The following is a 19,553-nucleotide window of genomic DNA, read 5'->3' as shown; positions in this document are numbered from 1 at the left end:
GTCGCCGCGGCCGTAATGCGCTAGACCAATGTCGAGGGTCTTTCGCGCCACGGACTGGCGGACCACGTCAGCGTGGCGGTCGAGCTGATTGCGAATCGCGGTGCGGATGAAGTCTGTCCGGTTCGAATAGAACCCATCCTTCACCATCAGATCGATATGGCCGAGATCGACGTAACCCAGGTTGATCGTGATCTTCTCGCTATCGGCTGTCTCTTAGTCCGTATGTCATGCACTGTGCCCATGATCGCCCTCCATCCAGCTGGATGGTATATGGATGGCCAACGGCGGGCGTCAAGGGTCCTGGTGGAGGCGCTTATGTTCCGCTATGGGAGGGTCGTGCCATGCGTCGCCTCCACGGCGGAAGTTGCAGCAGCAGATAATTGCCTTCGACGACTACAACACGCACGGCTTTCGGGATTAGCCGGGCGGCCGACCTTGATATCTCAATCGCTCGGTCGAAAACTGGAACAGCGATCTCGTCCTCTTCGTTGAGCTTGAGGCGCCTGAGCATGTGTCTAAGTCCGCCAACGTCAAACGTGTCGGGCGCACCTTTTCGAGCGCGCAGGCCACGTGCAGTCAGTACGGCATCGTCAACCGTCTAGGTCAATGTTAGCCGGCTGCCGAATCATCAAATGTTCCTCCAGAAAAGGCTTTTCGTAAAATCGAAGATAGGCTTTCCCCAAATAGGAATTGCCCCCGAACCAGCCGATGCGACCCTAAGCGCCTCATCTTCGAGAACAGTGTAGTCATCCTGTCGTCTGAGCCGCGGGGTCCGCGGCGCCCAGTGCCATGCGTGGCGGATAGACGAGTTTTCCCAGGATGCCGAAACGCTCAGCGCCACTGGCCGCGGGAATGTTGTTGGCAAGCCGATTGATCGTCGCGTGCGCCAAGGTGGCGAACTTGATAGCTTCCTTGAATTGCGCTGGCATTCCAAATTCGTCGGAGGCGGCAAGCCTCAGTGACGAAGGAAGGTGCGCGGCCAGGCGCTTCATCAGAAAGCCGTTACGTGTCCCCCCGCCGCTCGCGATCAGCGTGCGGATCTCGGCCAGCCGGCTGACATTGTCGGCGATCGACCGCGTGATGGCGATCGCCGTGAACTCCGTCAGTGTCGCAAACAGATCCTCGCTCGAGAGGCCGGAGTATTTCCGAAAGACGGCGTCGGCATATTCCGATCCGAAATCGAGCCGCCAGGCGCTGCGAGGGACCGGGCGATGGAAATACGGGTGGGCCAGAAGTTCGCCCAGCATCGTTTGGTCGATGCGTCCGCGCGCCGCCGTGGCGCCATCGGCGTCGTAGGCTTGGCTGAGCCGGGCGCGCGCGGCTTGATCCAACATCACATTGCCGGGTCCGGTGTCGAAGGCCATCATGCGGCTACGGTCCCGATCCGCGAGTTGGCAGTTCGCGATGCCGCCGATATTGAGCGTTAGCACCGGTCCGATGTCACGAAAGGCCACGAAGTCGAGATATTGCATCAGTGGCGCGCCGGTGCCCCCGAGCGCATGGTCCATCGGCCTGAATTGGGTTACGGTCGGAGTTTCGCAGGCTTCCGCCACGATGGAGGGTTCCCCGATCTGGAGGCCGCAGCCATAGGGACCGTCGAGCCAGCGCCCGACCAGATTCTCGTCGTCCACGAAGTCCTTCAACCGCGCATGATCCGGCGGCTCCTGATAGAGCGTCTGCCCGTCGAAACCGATGACTTCAAGGTCGCCTGCGCCAAGCCGCAATTTCCGCATCAGCGTGCGAGCAGACTCCGCGTAGACCGCGCCGGCTAGGTAGTTCAGCCGGCAGAGCTCGAACAGGCTGAGCTTGTTTTCGAAGGCCCGAAGAACCTGTTCAGCCACCAGCCCCGGCCAATCATAGCTGTGCCCGTCGACAAACTTCGGCCGTTCTGGATAGCCGTCCGGCCCATCGGTGATCTCTATGACCACCGCATCGACCCCATCGAAAGAGGAGCCGCTGTTGAGTCCGAGCACTAATGCCATGGGGTCCGCCTTGTTCAACCTGTTGTTGATGGGCTCCCCTCCGGTTTCCACCTTTCATTCTCATGGACCCCTGAGGGGAGTCTGGTGCCCTATTTATTCACCCAGCCTTTGTAGCTATCAACATTGTCGCGCGTAAGTAGCACGGGCTGAAGCAGAACGGCACTGGGCGTGGGTTCATGGCCACCGACTGATTCCAGGCCAAGTTTGATCGCGACACGCGCGATCTCGTATGGATTTTGCGCGGCCGTCGCGAAAATGCGGCTCTCCTGGGATTTCAGCTGCGCTGTGCCATCGGGCGAGCCATCGACGGTCGTGATAACCATTTCCGAGCGATGTGCCTGGCGAGCCGCGAGATCGGCGCCGATAGCTTGCTCCTCATTGATTATAAACATGCCGTCGATATGGCCAAAGCGTGTCAGGATCGTCTGCGCGACCGCAAACCCGCCATCGCGCGATCCTTTCGCATCTTGCGCTTGCAAGGTTGCTTCGCTTCTCTGACCAAGAGCGCCGGCATTCACGTCTTGTCATAGATGTGATGCAATCGATGTTGACACGCTTCCCCAAAATCGACGCGGTGTTCACGGTCAATGATCCGATGGCAATTGGCGCGTCACTTGCGGCACGGCAGATGCACCGCGATGACTTCTTCATTATAAGTGTTGACGGCTCGCCCGACATTGAAGCTGCGATCAAAGATCCAAACACAAAGATCTTAGCTTTGTCCTACCAGGATCCATACCTCATGGCTGTCAAAGCTGTGCGCGCCGGACAAGATATACTCAATGGAAAGACGATTAAACCCGTCATCACTCTAATACCCCCAACTCTGATCACGGAAAGAAATGTGGCAACGATTCCTGGATGGTCAGCGCCTCATTAATATCGCGCCACAGTGGTTCGACAGGTTGGTCTGGCCGTGGCCGGATGCTTGAAAAGCCAAGATCGCGATGCCTTGAGCGCGCATTGCGGCGCGCCGACGCAACTCGTTCGAATTCGAGTAGCGGCAAAACGTGGAGAATGGTCTTGGATAAGGTGTCACAATTAGAGGCACTCCTATCGACCATGCGATGTGTCGATCTGGCCCCTCGCCTGGAACGCGGCATGCCGAGGTTTCCGACTCATCCTCATCTCGTAATCGATCCGACGGTCACGCATGAGCATGACGGTTATTATTGCCAGACTCTGTCGATGGCGGAGCACACCGGATGCCATATGGACGCCCCATCGCATGCCGTCTCCGCAATGATGGACCAGACGGTTGACATTCTGCGCCCTGATGGGCTTGTCGGCCCCGCGGTGCTGTATGATTTCTCGGATCGGGACTGGCAGCCTGGCGAAACACTGACCGCAGATGACATCCTTCGCTATGAGGCTGATCGGGGCGTTAAAGTGGGCGCCGGGGAAATGGCTCTCGTCACCTTTGGTTGGCGGCGAAAATTCTGGCATTGCGACAGCCGCGCACATTTCTACTCGCGCAACCAGCTCGGCATGAACGCGCCGGCAGCTGAGTTGCTGGCGGCACGCCGCGTGCAGGCGGTCGGTGCCGATACGATCGCCTGTGAGATCCCGATGATCGATGGCAAATGCGGCGATACCCCCGGGCATAGCCGCTATTGGCTACCGGAGGGCATCTTGATTGTGGAAGCAATGGCTCGGCTCGAAATGCTGCCACTGCGGTCGTTCCTCTTCATGGCATCACTGCCGATCGAAAAGGGCTCCGGGTCGCCGCTGCGGCCCCTGGCGTTTTTTTAAGCCTCAGAGTGGGGCTTGAGCACATTAGGACGTCAAGTGACATGCCTGAGCTGATTCCGTTCTCTGACGAAATCGTTGTTATGAACAAGTGTACCTTGGTCGGACGGTTTGCCAACAATAGTAACTATGGCGAGATGTCGAAAGCAATCATGGCTTGCATCCATTCCCCTTAGACTGATCGCTGCGGCGTGGATTGCGAGGTTAGAGGGACGATAACGTGCACGTCTTCGTGGCAGGACCATATGCCAAGTCATGTGCGACTTAGGCATCGTCCTCGTCGATAAGATGATCAGCCGCAAAGCCAGCGCGGGACGCGCAGGCGCGGCACGGCCGCGCGCCCTCCTTGTCGTGACGCGCGGGGATCAACAAGTAGTCACGCGCACGAACCCAGATAGACCTCCATAACTTGTGTTCGCGTACTTACCGTAGGCAAGGCTGAGCGTGACCTGAAGTTCTGGGTCAGAAGGCCTAACAGAGGTTGAGCGGCCAAACACGGCTTCGCGGTTCGCACACGAAGGCCGAACTACGACGAACAGGAGAGGCGCGTTTGCCGCTCTTGCCAGGCTTGTGCGGGATTGAACCGTGGATGCTGACCGGCGTCGCGCTCGAGCGTCATGCCCCACCCTCACACTCCCTACCGACACAGCCGCTTGAGAAGGCTCATGCCTTCGAGACGAAAACTGAAGGAGGCGTTTCGAGCCCATCCGCGATTGTTCTCCATTTGCTCGCAAACCTACCGTAAGCGGTCTTGATATCTACACCGGCGGGCAGCTCTGGGCATTCATTCTCACCATTTGATCCCCAATTGACCCAGCCTGATTCCCGCCGCTGCACGATTTGAAACGCGCCCGAAGGTTTGGATGTCCACCAGATCATCGCTCGACCGGAGGCTTCGTCATACTCCACGGTCTTGGACGCTGCCCCGGGAAAGATCGTCTCGTCGGGCACCGTTGAGACGTCAATCGCCTCATCAGAGATGATCCAGGGTCTCTCAGGTCCATCTGCCGCGATATGGGCGGCTGCGCATACGCGGCCCAGCCGCTCGCGGATCTCGGCCTCACCGAGCGCCTTCTCCCAGGCACAGAATAGCCGCCAGTAAAGATCCCAGTGGGCGGACTTCATATCGTTTAGCTGGGTTCGGAACTCAGCAAATTTCTCGTTTTGCTCTCCAGACTGGGCGATCGTCTGACCCACCATATCGACCAGGAAGCCGGCGTAGGGGTCGCCCGCGCGATAACGTGTTCCGCCATCAGCTGCAAAGCGATTGAAGACCAACTTACCGGGACCGCCCTCGAACTCATCACCTACTGTGATCTTGTTGGTGACAGAGCGACCGTTGATGATGGTTTGAAAGTCGTCGATCATATATCTGCGCTGGAACCAGGGAACAGCGTGGAAGAACTTCCAGTCGATCGTGAAGCTCTTGCCGCGAAGTTCCGGCAATAGTCCATCGGGGATCTGCCCATGCATACGATAGTGATGATGGAGCGGCCCTTCCTCCAATATTTCAATCCGGACTGTACAATGTTCGGGCGGGTTGATGAGCCCGTTTTCAGGTGTAAAGAAGGGTCCGTAAAAGCCACCAATAGCATTATTTCCAGAAGGTAGCAGCTCGAGGCCATCCGCAGCGCCTTTGAAATGCCGCATTCCCCATTTGGAGGAGCCGACCCCCTTCGCCTTCCCGGAACAAAGTTCTAGATCGAACGCTCCTGTATCAAGCCGCACAAAACAGTCCTGCTCCCGACCTTCCAGTCTGGTGATTCCAACGGGCACGTCACCTGCAAGCACCTCCTCGCCAAGCGTTAGCTTCAGGCGACCCGCAAGTGAGACCACAACTACAAAGCGCGTCGTACCAGAGGCGCCTCCGCTGTCCAGGCGCTGTGCTAGCAGGCGGCTGCCGTCCGCGGCCGCCATCCATCGCAGCGGGCCGGAAAGATCGGCGGGAACTTCGAAGAAAATAGGCTCATTCACTCGGGACGTGCAGACGGAATCAGACACTGAGATCGTGAAGGACATCGAGCAGTCTTTCGTTAGGAGTCGCTGTCGCAGGCCGGTTCGCGACTTATGTGGTCTTCGAAAAGAAGGAGAATTTCTTTGTCTTCAGGCTATCGATCGAGACCGCTAGGATGATAACCAACCCCTTTATGAGGAGTTGAGTGAAGAAGGGCACGTCGAGCAAGATTAGGCCCGTTGTCAGTACACCGAGAATCACCGACCCGATGAGCGTGCCAATGATGCGTCCGCGGCCACCCCCAAGACTGGTGCCGCCTAGCACGACTGCGGCGATTGCATCCAGCTCATAGCCCGTACCAGCGGTAGGCTGGGCCGAAATGACTCGCGCGGCGAAGATCGCGCCCGCAAGGCCCGCGCAGATGCCCGCGATGACATAAACGGAGGTCACGACGCGACCCACGCGCACACCGGCTAGCCGCGCCGCCTGAGCGTTACCACCGACGGCGTAGACGTGACGGCCGTAGGTGGTGCGCTCCAAAAGGAACCAGGCAACGCCATATACTGCGGCCATCACGATGACGGGCACCGGAAAACCGGCGACGTAGCCATTTCCCAGGACCTTGAAGCTTAAATCGCTGGAGACGATCGGCTCCCCAGCGGTGATCGTGTAGGCAAGACCGCGTAGGAACGTCATGGTTCCGAGTGTTACTATGAATGGCGCTAGCATCAGCACCGAGGTCAGAAGCCCGTTGACTAGACCACAGGCGCCTCCCGCCGCCATGCCCAAGACTACGGCCAAAACACTGGGCGTGCCGGCCATGGCGAGGATGACGGAAACCACTCCCGAGACCGCGATGATGGAACCGACGGAAAGATCTATGCCGCCGGTCAGGATAACGAAAGTGAGTCCCGCCGCCAAAATCGCATTCACGGAAATGGAGCGCGCGATGTTTAGCAGGTTACCGATGCGGTTGAAATTGGGCGCTACAACCGACATCAGCACGATCAGGGCGATCAACACGATCAGAATGCCCACGCGATCCCACCACTTGGCGAAATCGAAAGACGACTTTTCTGCCACCTCGACCTTTGACTGAAGTTCCGCCTCGTTCTTGATCATCATGCCAGCGCTCCGTGCACGGGAGCGTCCGCGGTTAGGTTAGTGCCAGTCGCATAGGCCATGACCTCCTCTTCCCCTGTATCCGCGGAGGAGAGGTTGCGCACGATGCGGCCTCGCCGCATGACAAGGACGCGATCGGTGATGCCTATGACCTCGGGAAGGTCAGACGAGACGATAAGAACGGCCTTCCCTGACCGCGCCAGTCCATCGATCAGCCGGTAGATTTCGCGCTTAGTCCCGATATCGACACCCCGTGTCGGCTCGTCGAGGATCAGAACACGTGCATCACGCAGAAGCCAGCGGGCGAGTGCGGCCTTCTGCTGATTTCCGCCCGAAAGAGCGCCTACTGGAAGGTCGATCGCGCTGGCTCTCAAACTAAGCCGTTGCATTTGACTACGAACCGCATTGCGGCTGGCCGCGCGGTCGACAACCCCGAGGGTTGAGAACGCCCGCAACGAACTGATGACGACATTGCTTTCCACCGAATGATCTGGGAAGAGGCCTTGGCTCTTTCGGTCTTCCGGCAACATGCCCAGTCCGTCAGCGATGGCATCGACCGGCGAACGGGGCGCGCTTTGCCGTCCCTCGACCGAGACTCGGCCGGCTGTTCTAGCGTCTGCGCCGAAAATCAGGCGGGCAAGCTCCGTGCGACCGGCGCCAATGAGTCCTGCCAGCCCCACTACCTCGCCGGCGCGTACGGCGAGATCAACAGGGCCAACACCGTTCCCGACCAGGCCCTCGACCCGCAGGACCTCGTCCCCCGGCGTGCGGACAGGGTGATCGTAAAGATCGCCCATGCTACGTCCAACCATCATGCGGACGACGGCGTCGGGGTTGAGCTCCGCCATTGTACCCGTGCCGACGTGGGCACCGTCGCGAAGAACCGTGATGCGGTCCGCCAGCTTCCAGACTTCCTCCATACGATGGGAGATGTAGATGAGGGCTACCCCAGCCGCGCGCATCTGATTGATGAGGCGATAAAGCTCATCTGCTTCGCCCTGAGAGAGGGCAGCCGTCGGCTCATCCAGCACGAGCACGCCGGCATCTTCAGCGACGGCGCGCGCAATTTCGACCATCTGTTGCATGCCGATACTGAGATCGCCGATACGCATGCGTGGGTCGACACGAGCCCCAATGCGCGCAAGCTTGGTCCGGGCACTTTCCTGCACTCGGCGACGATCCAACGTACCGAAACGTGTCCGCGGCTCCTGGCCGAGGGCAAGGTTGTCGCCGACTGTCATATCAGGGATTGTATTTAGCTCTTGATGGATAATCGCTATGCCAAGAGCTTTGGCGGCGCGCGGCGAGCTGATCTCCACCGCGTGGCCGTCGAGAATGATGTCTCCCGCATCACGCTGGATATTACCCGCCAGAATCTTCATCAAGGTCGATTTTCCAGCACCGTTTTCACCCATCAGAGCGTGGACTTCGCCACGTGCCACATCAAGATGCACTGACTTCAGAGCCTGGGTGGACCCAAAGCGCTTGGCGATGCCCTTGAGCTGGAGATAGGGGCTACCTGTCATCCTACCTTCCCGAAGCTGGAGCGGGCCGTTGGGCACGTGCCCTCAACCCACCCTGCCCTTCACTCACCAGCCCGCATAGCTTCCGACATCGTCACGCGTGACAAGCACACTTGGAATGAGGAAGATCTTTTGCGTCGGCGGCTTGCCAGCAGCGATATCTTCAGCAATCTCCACCGCCTTTCGCACCATGCCGGCCGGGTTCTGCGTTGCCGTGCCAATGAACGGAGAGCCCGCGCGCTTCAACTCGGCCACCGCTTCCGGACTGCCATCGACGCCGGTCACTTTAATCTGGTTGGTTTTGTCCGCCTGCTCTACCGCTAGCACGGCGCCGAGCGCAGATGGATCGTTCATGCCGAAGATGCCGGTCACGTCAGGATGAGCCGTCAACATATCAGTAGTGACGGAAAGGCCCGAAGCCCGATCATTCTTGGAGGCCTGCTGACCGACGATCTTGATGCCGGGGTATTTTTTGGCAACCGTTCTGCAGCCGTGGATGCGGTCGATGATGGTTTGGATCGGCGTGCCATCCACCAGCAACACTTGACCTTTGCCGCCCATCTGCTGGAAGAGGTAGTCGCAGGATTTCTCGCCTGCCTGCACCGCATTCGTCATCACGACCGCGTCCGCGCCATGAGCGGGAGTATCGACGGCCACGACGATGATCCCCGCCTGCTTTGCGCGGTCGATCGCCGGTTCGATGCCGGCTTCATCCACCGCAGAAATGACGATGAGATTCACCCCCTGCTGAATGAAGGCATCGATTTGATTGTTCTGATTTCCCAGATCGAGCTGCGCATCCTGCGTGTTCAGCGATGCCCCGATTTTTGTCGCGGCATCCTTAGCGCCCTTTGTCATCGCGGCGAAGAAGGGGTTGGACATATCCTGAACCATAAGACCGATCTTTTCGATCTTGGTCGCAGCTTGAGCGAATGAAGGAGCACCCGCTAGCATAGTTGCGGTGACGAGCGCACAGAGCGTGATCTTCAACGAGAGGTCAAAGCGTGATTTGTTTATCATATCTAGTTCCTCACCTATTTTAGCGTTTCTTACTGTGTTTCACTTGTCGCGGTTACGGCTCGACCGTGAACGGCACTACGATCAAGGCATTTATTGGTTGGTCACCTCTCAAACGAGCTCGATTGGTGGGTAAACCCACATCCGCAGGAGCGGCGGATCACGAGATCGGGCGCAACCTGCCTCTGATGTCTGGGCAGATAGATCGGCGCTCTTTGCCCCCCCACCCGTTCGGGCGTATCCTGCGCCGTGATGATCTCAGTCATTATGAAGGCAGCGTTCCGACCGATTTCCTCAGAATGCTCGTTGAGAAGGGTTAACGGCGGGTCCACAAGTTCTGACCACGGAAACTCATCATACCCAACAAGCGCCATATCCTGGGGAACCCGGATCTGTCGCTCCTTCATCAGTTTCATGGCGCCAAGTAGAATCGGGTTGTTGCCGGCGATCAGTACATCCGGAAGCTGCGAATTCTTCTTTAGATGGTGCGCAAGAGTCCGATGAGCTCCGGCGGGGTCATTGTCACTTTCAAGAACTACAAGGGTCGCTCCATGGCGCTGTGCTGCGTCGCGTAGGCCGTGCTCGCGTGGCAAGCGCGTCGACCACCTCGTAGGATAGACGAGAAAAAGCCATTTCAAATAAGCGTGCTGCGCCAAATGCTCTCCCACCATCCGACTTGCCGCGTAGTTATCCGTCGTAACGCTCGGGAAGTCGCGCGCATTGGTGGGTGGTGATGAATCGACGAAGACGACGGGAATGTTCCAGCTAGCTAGTAAACTGAGATTCTCGCCTTTGAGCGTGAGAGTAGAAATCACCCCGGCGGCGCGGGCCTCGATCAGCCTTTGCACCAGTCGATCCTCAAGATCGGAATCATAGGCACCGTCGGCCGCAACATCTCCGACAACAACCGTCCAATGCGAAGGACGCAGCGCCTGCTGGATGCCGGCGAGCATTTCAAGATAGTAGGAGTTTGTGTTGCTGGCTGTAATAACGGCAATCGTGTCGCGAGTGCCGCGTCGTAGCGCCTGCGCCGCACGATTTGGAATGTAGCCGACTTCGCGGGCGATCTTCACAACCTGGGCGCGAGTGTTTTCCGCCACGCCTTCGCCGCCATTAAGCGCACGAGAGACGGTAAACATCGAAAGCCCTGTCACTTGGGAGATGTCCCGCATCGTCATCTTACGCATCCACAGGCTCCCTAATCGTTTAGGTTAGACTGCACCTATCAGGCGCTGCGTCTCTTTGCTTTCCCTAAACGATTAGGCTCATTATAGGCGGCAGCGGGCCATGTCAAGGTGATTGAATCCCTCAAGACGGCCCAACGCTGGATATGCCGGCGCGTGCCGCGAGCTCGCCGCCAAAGAGACTGTGCCCGGCCAAGCGACGCCCACTGCCGCAGCGTCCGCCAAACTCCTCGCCGATCGGAACGTATCAGAAACGACTACGCATGTGTGACTGACGAATCTCGCAGCGAGAGGCAATAAACCCTCTCGCCATCGGCCCTTCCGCCGAAAGTCGAGAGTGCGGGCACGAAGTGGCGGCGCTAACCCATGGCAATCGCGGCGAAGCAATTGCTGCCGTGCTGTGCATCCTTCCCTTGTCCAGACAGCCGACTTCGTCCTCTAGGCGCCACACGTTGTTCTACTTCACCGGTTGGACCCCTCCCGGAATTCGCGATTGGTCGCTAGTTCACGCTGATGTGGGGCAATCGAAAGGAGGTTCGGCGCTGGCCATTGATTAGTCCTGGCTCAGGCTTGTTTCACGATGACGTCGAGATGGACTAGGGCGGCCCGGATCGCCCTTGTCTCGTCGCGAAGCGCAATGGCTTCGACGACCTCAGCATGAGCTTGATCTCGCCGTTCAACCGACGGCTTGTCGGCTATCTCGTCGATTGGGGCCTTTACCTGAGACGCAAGGCAGTGAAACAGCTCGTCCAGCAGCGTGTTGTGAGCCGAATGAACTACCATTCGATGAAACTGATAATCAGCGTCTTGGAATCCAGCTTGGTTGCCATCACGATCGGATTCTGTTCGTCTTTGTAGCGAAGCTCGCATATGGTCGATATCTTCAGACGTCCGGCGGACGCAAGCGAGCCGAGTTGCCTCTACTTCGATTGCCCGACGGAGATCAGCCGCGTCAGCGAACTTGGCCTGCAATAGGCGTCGAGCGAAAACCACATCTACCTCGGAATCTGAACGAACGAAGGTTCCAAAGCCACGCCGGACTTCTAGTACACCCGTGTGGGTCAACGCCCGCACCGCCTCGCGGATCGTGTTGCGCGCCACGCCAAGCTCCTCTGCGAGGTCCGCCTCAGGGGGGATTCTTGTGCCGATTGGCCACATCCCCTCGCTAACCTGGCTCCGCAGCCAGGAGACAGCCTGCTCCGTCATCAACAGACGCACTAAACGAGCCACCTGGGTTTTCCTTTGTTAGCACTTCACGATACGTCATGAGCCAAAATAGATACTAGGTGATCACCCGACGTTGTGTCATCCTACCTCTGCAGGGAAGTTGCCGATTGGTGATCCGAGAGGGATGCAGGACATGGATGCAGACGTCCTCGTCGTGGGCTGCGGAGCGATGGGTAGCCAGGCGGCGTGGCAGCTGGCCAGCCGAGGACGGTCGGTCATCGCGTTCGAGCAGTTTTACCCTGGTCACGATCGTGGAGCATCAGGGGGCGACACCCGAATCTTCCGAACGATCTATGGTGAGGGCCCGCAGTATGTACCGCTGCTTCTGGAGGCCCAGAGGCGTTGGCGTGAGCTTGAGGAGATTTCCAAGGAAGTCTTGTTGACCTTGACGGGCGGACTCATGATCGGCCCTGAAAATTCCGAGTTCATCAGAAACCTCCGCGCCTGTGTCCAAGAGTATCAGCTGCCCCATGAAGTGTTGGGTCTCGATGAGGCAAGGCGGCGCTTCCCACAACACCGCTATCTTGAAAGCGACGTTGTCATCCTAGACCCTCAAGCGGGCTACCTACGCCCTGAAAGGGCAAATCGCGCCGCATTGCGCGTTGCCGCGCAACTCGGCGCGACCATTAAATTCCCATCCGAGGTCACAAGTATTACCGCAACCAAAGGCGGTGTGGAGGTGACGACGGATGACGGCCGCTATCGGGCGCCCCAGGCGATCGTCACGGTAGGACCCTGGATTTTAAGATTGTTCCCTGAGTATGGGCGTTATCTATCCCCCAGAAGGCTAATCCAGCCCTGGTTTCTCGCCGATAATCCCGAGGCCTTCGCTCCGGCGCGTTTCCCAATCTTCTGTCGCCGTGAAGAAGATGCGAACTTCTCTGGTTTTCCGTCCATCGATGGCGGCATGGTTAAGACGGGAACCAACGACACCTACGAATCCGATTCCGTTCTCGATCCAGACCATTTATCGCGCGTGACGCCGCTCGCAGATCTCGACCGTGTTACTGCCCAGGTGACGACCTATCTAAATGGCATCTCCGGGCCGCCGGCGCGTGTGACGAACTACGCCGACGCCTATACGACGGATCTTCACTCTATACTTGGCTGGCCGCGTGCCGGCCTGCCGGTCTATGTAATGGCCGGTTATTCTGGCCATGGCTTTAAATTGGCGTCGGCGATGGGGGTCGTCGCAGCCGATATCATGATCGACGGAACCTCCAGCCTTCCGATCAAGCACCTGTCGCTTGAGCGCTTCTCCGACCAGTCCTCACTCGGTGGATGAGCGCAGTGTGGGGTCCGTTTCACGTCGACTGGCCGCACTATCTCCCCGATATCGCAACCGGCATAAGGTGGACACTCGAGTTCACAGCCATCTCTTTTTTCCTCGCAACAATCTGGGGACTGTTCATCGCCCTTTCGAGAACCTCTCGATTTTCACCACTTCGTTGGTTCGCTTATGGTTATACTGAGCTATTCAAGAATATTCCAATTATCACAGAGATCTTCATCGTTTATTATGGCCTGGGCCAGGTCGGCATCACGCTCGGCACATTTTCCGCGGGCGTCATAAGCTTAGTCCTGTTCTATGGAGCATACCTCGCGGAAATATTCCGGGGCGCCCTACAATCAGTTCCCGGTCCGCAGAAAGAAGCAAGTGCGGCCCTTGGCTTCAGCTCGTTTCAGATAATTCGCCACGTCGTGCTCCCCCAGGCGGTGCGGGTCGCGCTGCCTGGCACCGCGACCATGCTGGTCGACCTGCTCAAAAGCACATCACTCCTGATCACGATCGCGGCGGCCGAACTGATGAACCAGGCTCAGACGATCGCATCCGAAACCTTTCGGCCAATGGAGGTCTACATCGTCATCGGCGGCATTTACTTCCTCATGTGCTTTCCGCTGTCCCGTCTCTCACTCTTGATAGAACACAAATTGGCGGAAGGCGTCGCTCTTTCACCCAATCGGCGTCGACTTCTTCGGTCTATCCAAGCTCGTAGCGCAGCCAAACGAACGGGTACTGCATGAGACCCGACCACGACTTCAAGGGCGAAATAAAAGTACGGCAATTGAGCAAGTCCTTCGGCACGGCTCGTGTCCTCCGCGAAATAGATCTCACCATAGATGCCGGATCGATAGTCTGCCTAATGGGAAAGTCAGGGGGCGGCAAGAGCACCTTGCTGCGCTGCCTGAATCTCCTGGAATGGCCCAGTGGGGGCAGCGTTGCGATTGGGAAACACGTCATTTTCGATTGTGCTACCCACCTTCCAATCCGAGACATCGTAGTGTTGCGGCAGCATGTTGGAATGATATTCCAGAGTTTCAACCTGTTCCCGCATTTGACAGCGGCGGAGAATGTCATCCTAGCGCAGACGGTTGCGAAACACGTGAACCCAAGTGAGGCGCTCGAGCGAGCGATGAGCCTGCTTGCGACCGTTGGGCTCAGTCATCGCGCAGCAGCGTACCCCAGGCAGCTCTCCGGGGGTGAGCAGCAACGCACCGCAATCGCCCGTGCATTGGCGGTGGGGCCCGACGTCCTGCTTTGTGATGAGCCCACATCCGCACTCGATCTAGAGTCAACGCGCGAGGTTCTCAACGTTCTCCGGCGGTTGGCTCATCGCGGCATGACGATGCTGATTGCCACACATGAGCTATCTTTCGCCCGGGACGTCGCTGATCGTGTCATTTTTATGGATGACGGGCAGATCATCGAGGATGGAAATCCTGAGCAGGTGATCGACCATCCAAAAGAACGGCGCACGCGGGAATTCTTCGAACATGTCGAGCGCTGATGAGGCGCGGTAGAAAGGAGAAGGACATCATGATCAAGCTCATTGGCGCGGTATTCGCTGGCGCAGCCGGCCTAGCCGCCATCAACCTAAGCAGCGCGCAAGCCGCGTCTGCGTCCGTCCAGACACTGCATCAGGGCGTACTGGCGATCTCGATGCAGGATCAAATGCCCTACGCAGGCTATAAGGACAGCACCAGCATAACTGGACTTGACGGCGACATTGTCACATACATTGCTGGCAAGCTTGGGCTAACCTTGTCGGTGGCTCGTTCGGATTGGCCTGGGGCGCTGGCCGCCGCGCAGACCTGTCGCACCGATGCTGTGGTCGGTCCGGTGGGCTGGACGAAGGAACGCGCGGCAACGGGCCTGTTCACCGATCCGACCTACTATACACCGACGATGTTTACGGAGCAGCCCAATCTCAACATTGACTCAATTGAAACTATGAAGAACCACACGATCGGCATTCCACAGGGCTACCTGCTTATCCCGACGCTGAAGTCCTTACCCGGAATAACGGTCAAGATCTACCCACAAGTCTCAAGCATCTATGAGGACATCTCAACTGGCCGACTTGACGCCGGTATCATCGATCCTTTGGCCCAGGTTTATGTTGCGAAGCAGCGTCCAGAATTAAAGTTAAAGAACGTACTGCTCAAAGACCCGAGCGCCGACCAGCTGAAGGCGGATCCAGCGCTTCAGGAATTGCTGCCGGCAGTTAACACGTACTTGTTGTGCAAGAAAGACGCTGACCTGGAGAAAAAGATGAGCGCCGTTCTCGATGGAATGTGGAGAAGTGGGGCGATGCTTGACCTCGTCAAGAAATGGGGAGGTGATGAAAGCTACTTAAAGGCGTTCCCTTACATGACGAGTATGCGCGCGGGCGTCGATCGGCCTCAGGGTTGGACCTCGCCCTCTGGCGGTTCATAGGATCACGTCGTTCGAAGGATCTTATTTCCAGGACGTATGAGACAGATGGCATTCGCGGCTGGCATCGCTGTTCAACGGGCTCCGACCGCCCCGGCGCCCCGCAAGCCAGGCGGCAGGACGCGCTTGGTTGTCTCTCTATTGGTGCTATCGATAGCTGCAGCCGTGTCGATTCGAATCGTCACTAGTGGGGCAATCGACTGGCACGTGGTCAGACGGTTTCTATTCTTCCCGGCCGTTCTGCATGGTCTCATTCTGACGCTGGAGCTGACCGCAGTATCTATGGCAATCGGCGTGGCCTTCGGCATGCTGCTCGCCATCATGGCGCTCTCGCGGTATCCTGTCGTCTCGGCCGCGTCGACCCTGTACGTCTGGCTTTTCCGTGGCACGCCACTGCTGGTCCAGCTTATCTTCTGGTTCAATATCGCCCTGGTTTTTCCGGTCGTCGGTTTTGGACACTGGCAGATGTCGATCAACCGGCTAATCACGCCCATGGCCGCCTCGCTGCTAGGCCTCGGCCTAAACGAGGCAGCCTACATGGCCGAGATAGTCCGAGCGGGAATCAATTCGGTCGACCGGGGGCAGGTCGAGGCAGCGCGCAGCGTCGGTCTGACGGACGGGCAAACGATGCACCATGTGGTGTTGCCGCAAGCGTTCAAGGTGGTCATCCCGCCGACTGCCAACCAAACGATCGGCATGCTGAAGAACACGTCACTTGTCTCTGTCATAGGCGCACAGGAATTACTGACGCGGGCGGAAGACATCTATGCCAGGAACTTTCAGGTCGTTGAGCTGCTGATCGTAGCGTCGCTCTGGTACCTTGCTTTGACGACTGTCGCGTCCGCGGTTCAATACTGGCTTGAGCGACGCCTGGGCGACTCCACCTGGGCGCGGCCACTCGCAGCAACCCGTTCCGGCGCGTGACGGCCATGGCCCAAGCCCTCCCCCGCTCCGGCGGTCCCGCCGCAGAGCCCCAACTGCCGATGCTTAGCGCTCGCGCTATCTACAAGAGTTACGGCCCACACGTGGTGCTCAAGTCCATCTCGCTCGACGTAGCACGCGGAGAAATCGTCTGTATCCTCGGGCCGTCTGGCTCCGGCAAGAGTACGTTTTTGCGCTGTCTGAACTACCTCGAGATACCGAGTGGCGGAGAGATCTGGGTCGACGGAGAACGTATCGGTTGCCGCGAGATCGACGGTGTTCTGTGGGAGGTGCCGCGCACTGAGTTGGCGCGCCAGCGCGCCGCTGTGGCCATGGTCTTTCAACGTTTCAACCTCTTTGGCCATCTGACGGCGGAGGAGAACATCATGCTTGGGCTGCGCATTGCGCTTCGGCTCAGTCGGGAGGAAGCGCAGAAGCGAGCGCGCGATCTCCTCGCCTCCGTCGGTTTGGCGAGCTTCAATCGCCATCGCCCCTCGCAACTCTCCGGAGGCCAACAACAACGAGTAGCTATTGCACGCGCGGTAGCGATGCGCCCGAAGGTCCTCCTCTTCGACGAGCCAACCTCAGCACTTGATCCAGAATTGGTCCACGACGTCCTATCAGTCATGGAAGACTTGGCGGCTCAGGGCATGACGATGGTGGTAGTGACACATGAGATGGGGTTTGCCCAAGAAGTCGCTGACCGCGTCATCTTTATGGATGCCGGAAGCATTGTGGAGCAAGGGACGCCGGATCAGATCTTGGACCACCCAAGGGAGGCGCGGACCCGCGCCTTTCTGTCGCGAGTAAAATAGCGCCCGCTCACGCGAGAGGGCAAAGAGAATCGTTGAGCAAGGAGTGTATCACACGTGGGACGTAAAACTGTTGCCGTTGTCGGGGTTGGTGCCATGGGAAGCATGGCAATGTGGCAGCTTGCCAAGCGCGGATTTGACGTAACTGGCTTCGACCGGATGGGGGTGCCGCACGACACAAGTGCGCACGGTGCTGAATCGCGTATCTTCCGAATGGCCTATCGCGAGGGCGCGCATTATATCCCGATACTGCGGCGGTCACTGGATTTGTGGACAGAGCTGCAGGCGGCGTCGGATCGCAAGTTCCATTACCCGATCGGGTGCCTCTACATTGCCGAAGCAAAGGCGCAATGGTTGACTGATACTATCCAAGGCGCGGCTGAAAATGATGTCCGCCATGAAGTGCTGGACGAACAGGCATTACGTCGCCGTTTCCCACAGCATCGACTACACGGAGGCGAGTTCGCTCTGCTTGACACGGACGGTGCCCTACTGCGGCCGGAGCTAGCGGTGCGGGCAGCAGTCAAAGCGGCCCTGGCGGCAGGGGCAACGTTGCTCCAGGGCTGTCCCGTCGATCGTGTGACGCCCGGGCCAGGTGGTGTGGAGATCGTTGCGGACGGACGCGCGCAGATGTTTGACGCCGCGGTCGTCACCTGCGGGGCATGGGGGGCGCGGATGGTTGACGCTCCGTCACCCAAAATCATCGCACGGCGGCTGGTCGGGACATGGTTCGGCGTAGGCGACACCGCTCCGTTTATGCCCGAGCGCTTTCCGGTTTGCATACGTCAGACGGGACACATTGATTACTCTGGCTTTCCTTGCATGGACGGGTGGACGGTTAAGATCATGCCGCCGATCAACTATCTGAGCGATGTTGATCCGTCGCAGGTCGACCGGACAGTTACACGTAGCGACACGGAAATCGTCCGCAGGGTCGTGCGCGACCTTCTAGAGGGAGTGGATCCGGAGCCAGTGCGCTCGGGTGTGTATTTGGACGGATTCACGACCGACCGAGCTCCTATAATCGACTACCACCCCGAGAGCGACAGGATCGTCCTGGCTATCGGCTTCTCAGGGCACGGTTTTAAAATGTCCGCCGGCGTCGGAGCAACCGTCGCCGACATCATCGAAAACGGTCAGGATAACTACATCCGGCATCACTTTTCGGCACAACGGGTCTTTGCCGATGCTGCGTAGCGGCATGTGGGCCTCATTCATCACCCGGAGGATACTCTATGAGCACACTCTCTAAAGCGATCTGCGGCGTGGTGGTTAGTTCCGCGCTACTGGGAGTAGTCAGCCTCGCCGACGCAGCGACGCTGAAAATTGGACCAGACGGTACGCCGCTGGACGTCGCTGCTTCCACGGCGCTGGAGGCTGGGCTGCCGGCTGACATCAAATCCTCTAGTGTATTGAAGATCGCGACTGATCCTAGTTCGCCGCCTTACGAATACTATGCGGCTGATGGCCAAACCTTAATCGGCGCCGATATCGATCTCGGCAACGCGGTCGCGGCTAAGCTCGGGCTAAAGGCTAATTGGTCTGCCATCCAATTTCCAGGGATTATTGCAGCGATCGAAGCGAAACGTTTCGAGACGGCTCTTTCTGGCATAGGTGACACGCCGGCGCGGGAGCAAAAGGTGGATTTCGTAGACTACTCCACTGACGGAAACGCCATCGTCGTGCCAAAGGGCAATCCAACCGGAATCAAGACGATCTCCGACCTCTGTGGCAAACATGTTGCTGTGCTGCAGGGCAGTGTCATGCAGGGGCTTGTCGAGCAGCAGAATGCCCACTGCACGCAGAAGATAGACGTCCAGGTCTTTCAGGACATCAACCAAGCACTGCTGCAGGTCCGGACGGGTCGCGCTGATGCAACCATGTATCAGTACGGAGTAGCCGCGTATGTCATCAAGACATCTCCACAAGCGGGCGGCCTACAGGTGTTGTCGTTCAAGGAATACGGCACCGGCTACAACGCCATGCCATTCCTGAAGTCCGAGAAGGCGGTCCGGGACGCTACTCAGCGAGCGATTACGGAGTTGAAGGCCGACGGCGCCTACCGTAAAATTCTAGGAGCGTGGGGTATGGAAGCTAATGGCTTGGAGAAGATTACGATCAATGACGGCCTGAAATACAACCAACCGAGCAATTGAACTCTGCTTTCCTGAAAATCAGACCTCGCCCGCCATAATGCTTCTAGCCCGTCTTTTTCAGCGCATGCCGGGGATTCGCTGGCGGGTGTCGCGTAAAGCATTGATCGCGCTTGGGGATTGGGTGTCGAAGCCATCCTGTCCACGCGAACGCGCCGAGCCACACCCGCCATGCCTGTTGATACGACCTTGCC

The 19,553-nt window shown here is 58.3% G+C and carries 18 protein-coding genes and 1 pseudogene; 10 read left to right on the top strand and 9 right to left on the bottom strand.

Translation table 11 applies throughout. From position 1 onward, the window contains the following. From GSQ92_RS31185 to GSQ92_RS25745, 3 genes and pseudogenes are all read right to left on the bottom strand, one after another. Positions 1–147 (bottom strand): annotated as a pseudogene (locus tag GSQ92_RS31185) (CopG family transcriptional regulator); the annotation flags it as partial. Between the two features lie 599 nt (positions 148–746). Then, positions 747–1,982: an anhydro-N-acetylmuramic acid kinase gene (locus GSQ92_RS25750; RefSeq protein WP_159014438.1), complete on the bottom strand. Its 1,236-nt coding sequence runs from the start codon at positions 1,980–1,982 to the stop codon at positions 747–749. 89 nt (positions 1,983–2,071) lie between these two features. Next, positions 2,072–2,461 carry a substrate-binding domain-containing protein gene (locus tag GSQ92_RS25745; protein WP_159014436.1) on the bottom strand — a complete coding sequence of 130 codons (390 nt, stop codon included), beginning with the start codon at positions 2,459–2,461 and terminating at the stop codon, positions 2,072–2,074. Positions 2,462–2,517: 56 nt separating this feature from the next. Between GSQ92_RS25745 and GSQ92_RS25740 the strand changes: the two genes are divergently transcribed. Further along, positions 2,518–2,862 carry a substrate-binding domain-containing protein gene (locus GSQ92_RS25740; protein ID WP_256367133.1) on the top strand — a complete coding sequence of 115 codons (345 nt, stop codon included), beginning with the start codon at positions 2,518–2,520 and terminating at the stop codon, positions 2,860–2,862. Next, positions 2,844–3,734, top strand: coding sequence for a cyclase family protein (locus GSQ92_RS25735; protein WP_371418596.1), 891 nt, complete (start codon positions 2,844–2,846; stop codon positions 3,732–3,734). The genes GSQ92_RS25740 and GSQ92_RS25735 overlap by 19 nt, the downstream gene beginning before the upstream one ends. Before the next feature lie 660 nt (positions 3,735–4,394). Here GSQ92_RS25735 and GSQ92_RS25730 read toward each other — a convergent pair. The 6 genes from GSQ92_RS25730 to GSQ92_RS25705 all read right to left on the bottom strand — a co-directional run bounded on the left by GSQ92_RS25730 (position 4,395) and on the right by GSQ92_RS25705 (position 11,737). Further along, positions 4,395–5,750 (bottom strand): hypothetical protein, encoded by a 1,356-nt coding sequence (locus GSQ92_RS25730; RefSeq protein ID WP_159014430.1) that lies wholly within the window; start codon positions 5,748–5,750, stop codon positions 4,395–4,397. A gap of 46 nt (positions 5,751–5,796) precedes the next feature. After that, positions 5,797–6,810: an ABC transporter permease subunit gene (locus tag GSQ92_RS25725; RefSeq protein WP_216856955.1), complete on the bottom strand. Its 1,014-nt coding sequence runs from the start codon at positions 6,808–6,810 to the stop codon at positions 5,797–5,799. Next, positions 6,807–8,333, bottom strand: coding sequence for a sugar ABC transporter ATP-binding protein (locus GSQ92_RS25720; protein ID WP_159014428.1), 1,527 nt, complete (start codon positions 8,331–8,333; stop codon positions 6,807–6,809). The genes GSQ92_RS25725 and GSQ92_RS25720 overlap by 4 nt, the downstream gene beginning before the upstream one ends. Positions 8,334–8,396: 63 nt before the next feature. Next, positions 8,397–9,320 (bottom strand): ABC transporter substrate-binding protein, encoded by a 924-nt coding sequence (locus tag GSQ92_RS25715; protein ID WP_216856954.1) that lies wholly within the window; start codon positions 9,318–9,320, stop codon positions 8,397–8,399. 131 nt (positions 9,321–9,451) lie between these two features. After that, the gene (locus GSQ92_RS25710; RefSeq protein WP_159014424.1) at positions 9,452–10,534 is read right to left on the bottom strand and encodes a LacI family DNA-binding transcriptional regulator; all 1,083 of its coding nucleotides are present in this window, start codon (positions 10,532–10,534) and stop codon (positions 9,452–9,454) included. 561 nt (positions 10,535–11,095) lie between these two features. After that, on the bottom strand, positions 11,096–11,737 hold the full coding sequence (locus tag GSQ92_RS25705) for a FadR/GntR family transcriptional regulator (protein ID WP_256367134.1): 642 nt from the start codon (positions 11,735–11,737) through the stop codon (positions 11,096–11,098). Positions 11,738–11,891: 154 nt separating this feature from the next. Between GSQ92_RS25705 and solA (GSQ92_RS25700) the strand changes: the two genes are divergently transcribed. The 8 genes from solA (GSQ92_RS25700) (at position 11,892) to GSQ92_RS25665 (ending at position 19,362) form a co-directional block, all read left to right on the top strand. After that, positions 11,892–13,043: an N-methyl-L-tryptophan oxidase gene (solA, locus tag GSQ92_RS25700; protein ID WP_159014420.1), complete on the top strand. Its 1,152-nt coding sequence runs from the start codon at positions 11,892–11,894 to the stop codon at positions 13,041–13,043. Continuing rightward, entirely contained in the window at positions 13,040–13,783 is a 744-nt protein-coding gene (locus GSQ92_RS25695; protein ID WP_159014418.1) for an amino acid ABC transporter permease, read from the top strand. The genes solA (GSQ92_RS25700) and GSQ92_RS25695 overlap by 4 nt, the downstream gene beginning before the upstream one ends. Continuing rightward, on the top strand, positions 13,780–14,547 hold the full coding sequence (locus tag GSQ92_RS25690; protein WP_159014416.1) for an amino acid ABC transporter ATP-binding protein: 768 nt from the start codon (positions 13,780–13,782) through the stop codon (positions 14,545–14,547). Before GSQ92_RS25695 ends, GSQ92_RS25690 begins: the two co-directional genes overlap by 4 nt. A 29-nt stretch (positions 14,548–14,576) precedes the next feature. Then, on the top strand, positions 14,577–15,476 hold the full coding sequence (locus GSQ92_RS25685; protein WP_159014414.1) for an ABC transporter substrate-binding protein: 900 nt from the start codon (positions 14,577–14,579) through the stop codon (positions 15,474–15,476). Positions 15,477–15,680: 204 nt separating this feature from the next. Beyond that, positions 15,681–16,397 carry an amino acid ABC transporter permease gene (locus GSQ92_RS25680; protein WP_216856953.1) on the top strand — a complete coding sequence of 239 codons (717 nt, stop codon included), beginning with the start codon at positions 15,681–15,683 and terminating at the stop codon, positions 16,395–16,397. Positions 16,398–16,402: 5 nt separating this feature from the next. Continuing rightward, a complete protein-coding gene (locus tag GSQ92_RS25675; protein WP_371418595.1) occupies positions 16,403–17,209 on the top strand; it encodes an amino acid ABC transporter ATP-binding protein in 807 nt (268 codons plus the stop codon). Positions 17,210–17,263: 54 nt separating this feature from the next. Beyond that, a complete protein-coding gene (gene solA / locus GSQ92_RS25670) occupies positions 17,264–18,403 on the top strand; it encodes an N-methyl-L-tryptophan oxidase (protein WP_159014410.1) in 1,140 nt (379 codons plus the stop codon). Between the two features lie 38 nt (positions 18,404–18,441). Next, a complete protein-coding gene (locus GSQ92_RS25665) occupies positions 18,442–19,362 on the top strand; it encodes an ABC transporter substrate-binding protein (protein ID WP_159014408.1) in 921 nt (306 codons plus the stop codon). The last annotated feature ends 191 nt before the right edge of the window (positions 19,363–19,553 follow it).

The sequence above is a fragment of the Acidisoma sp. S159 genome, assembly GCF_009766125.1.
In the GTDB taxonomy this organism is placed as follows: Bacteria; Pseudomonadota; Alphaproteobacteria; order Acetobacterales; family Acetobacteraceae; genus Acidisoma.
The sequence above is the reverse complement of the archived record's forward strand: the minus strand, read 5'-3'. Positions and strand labels throughout refer to the sequence as shown.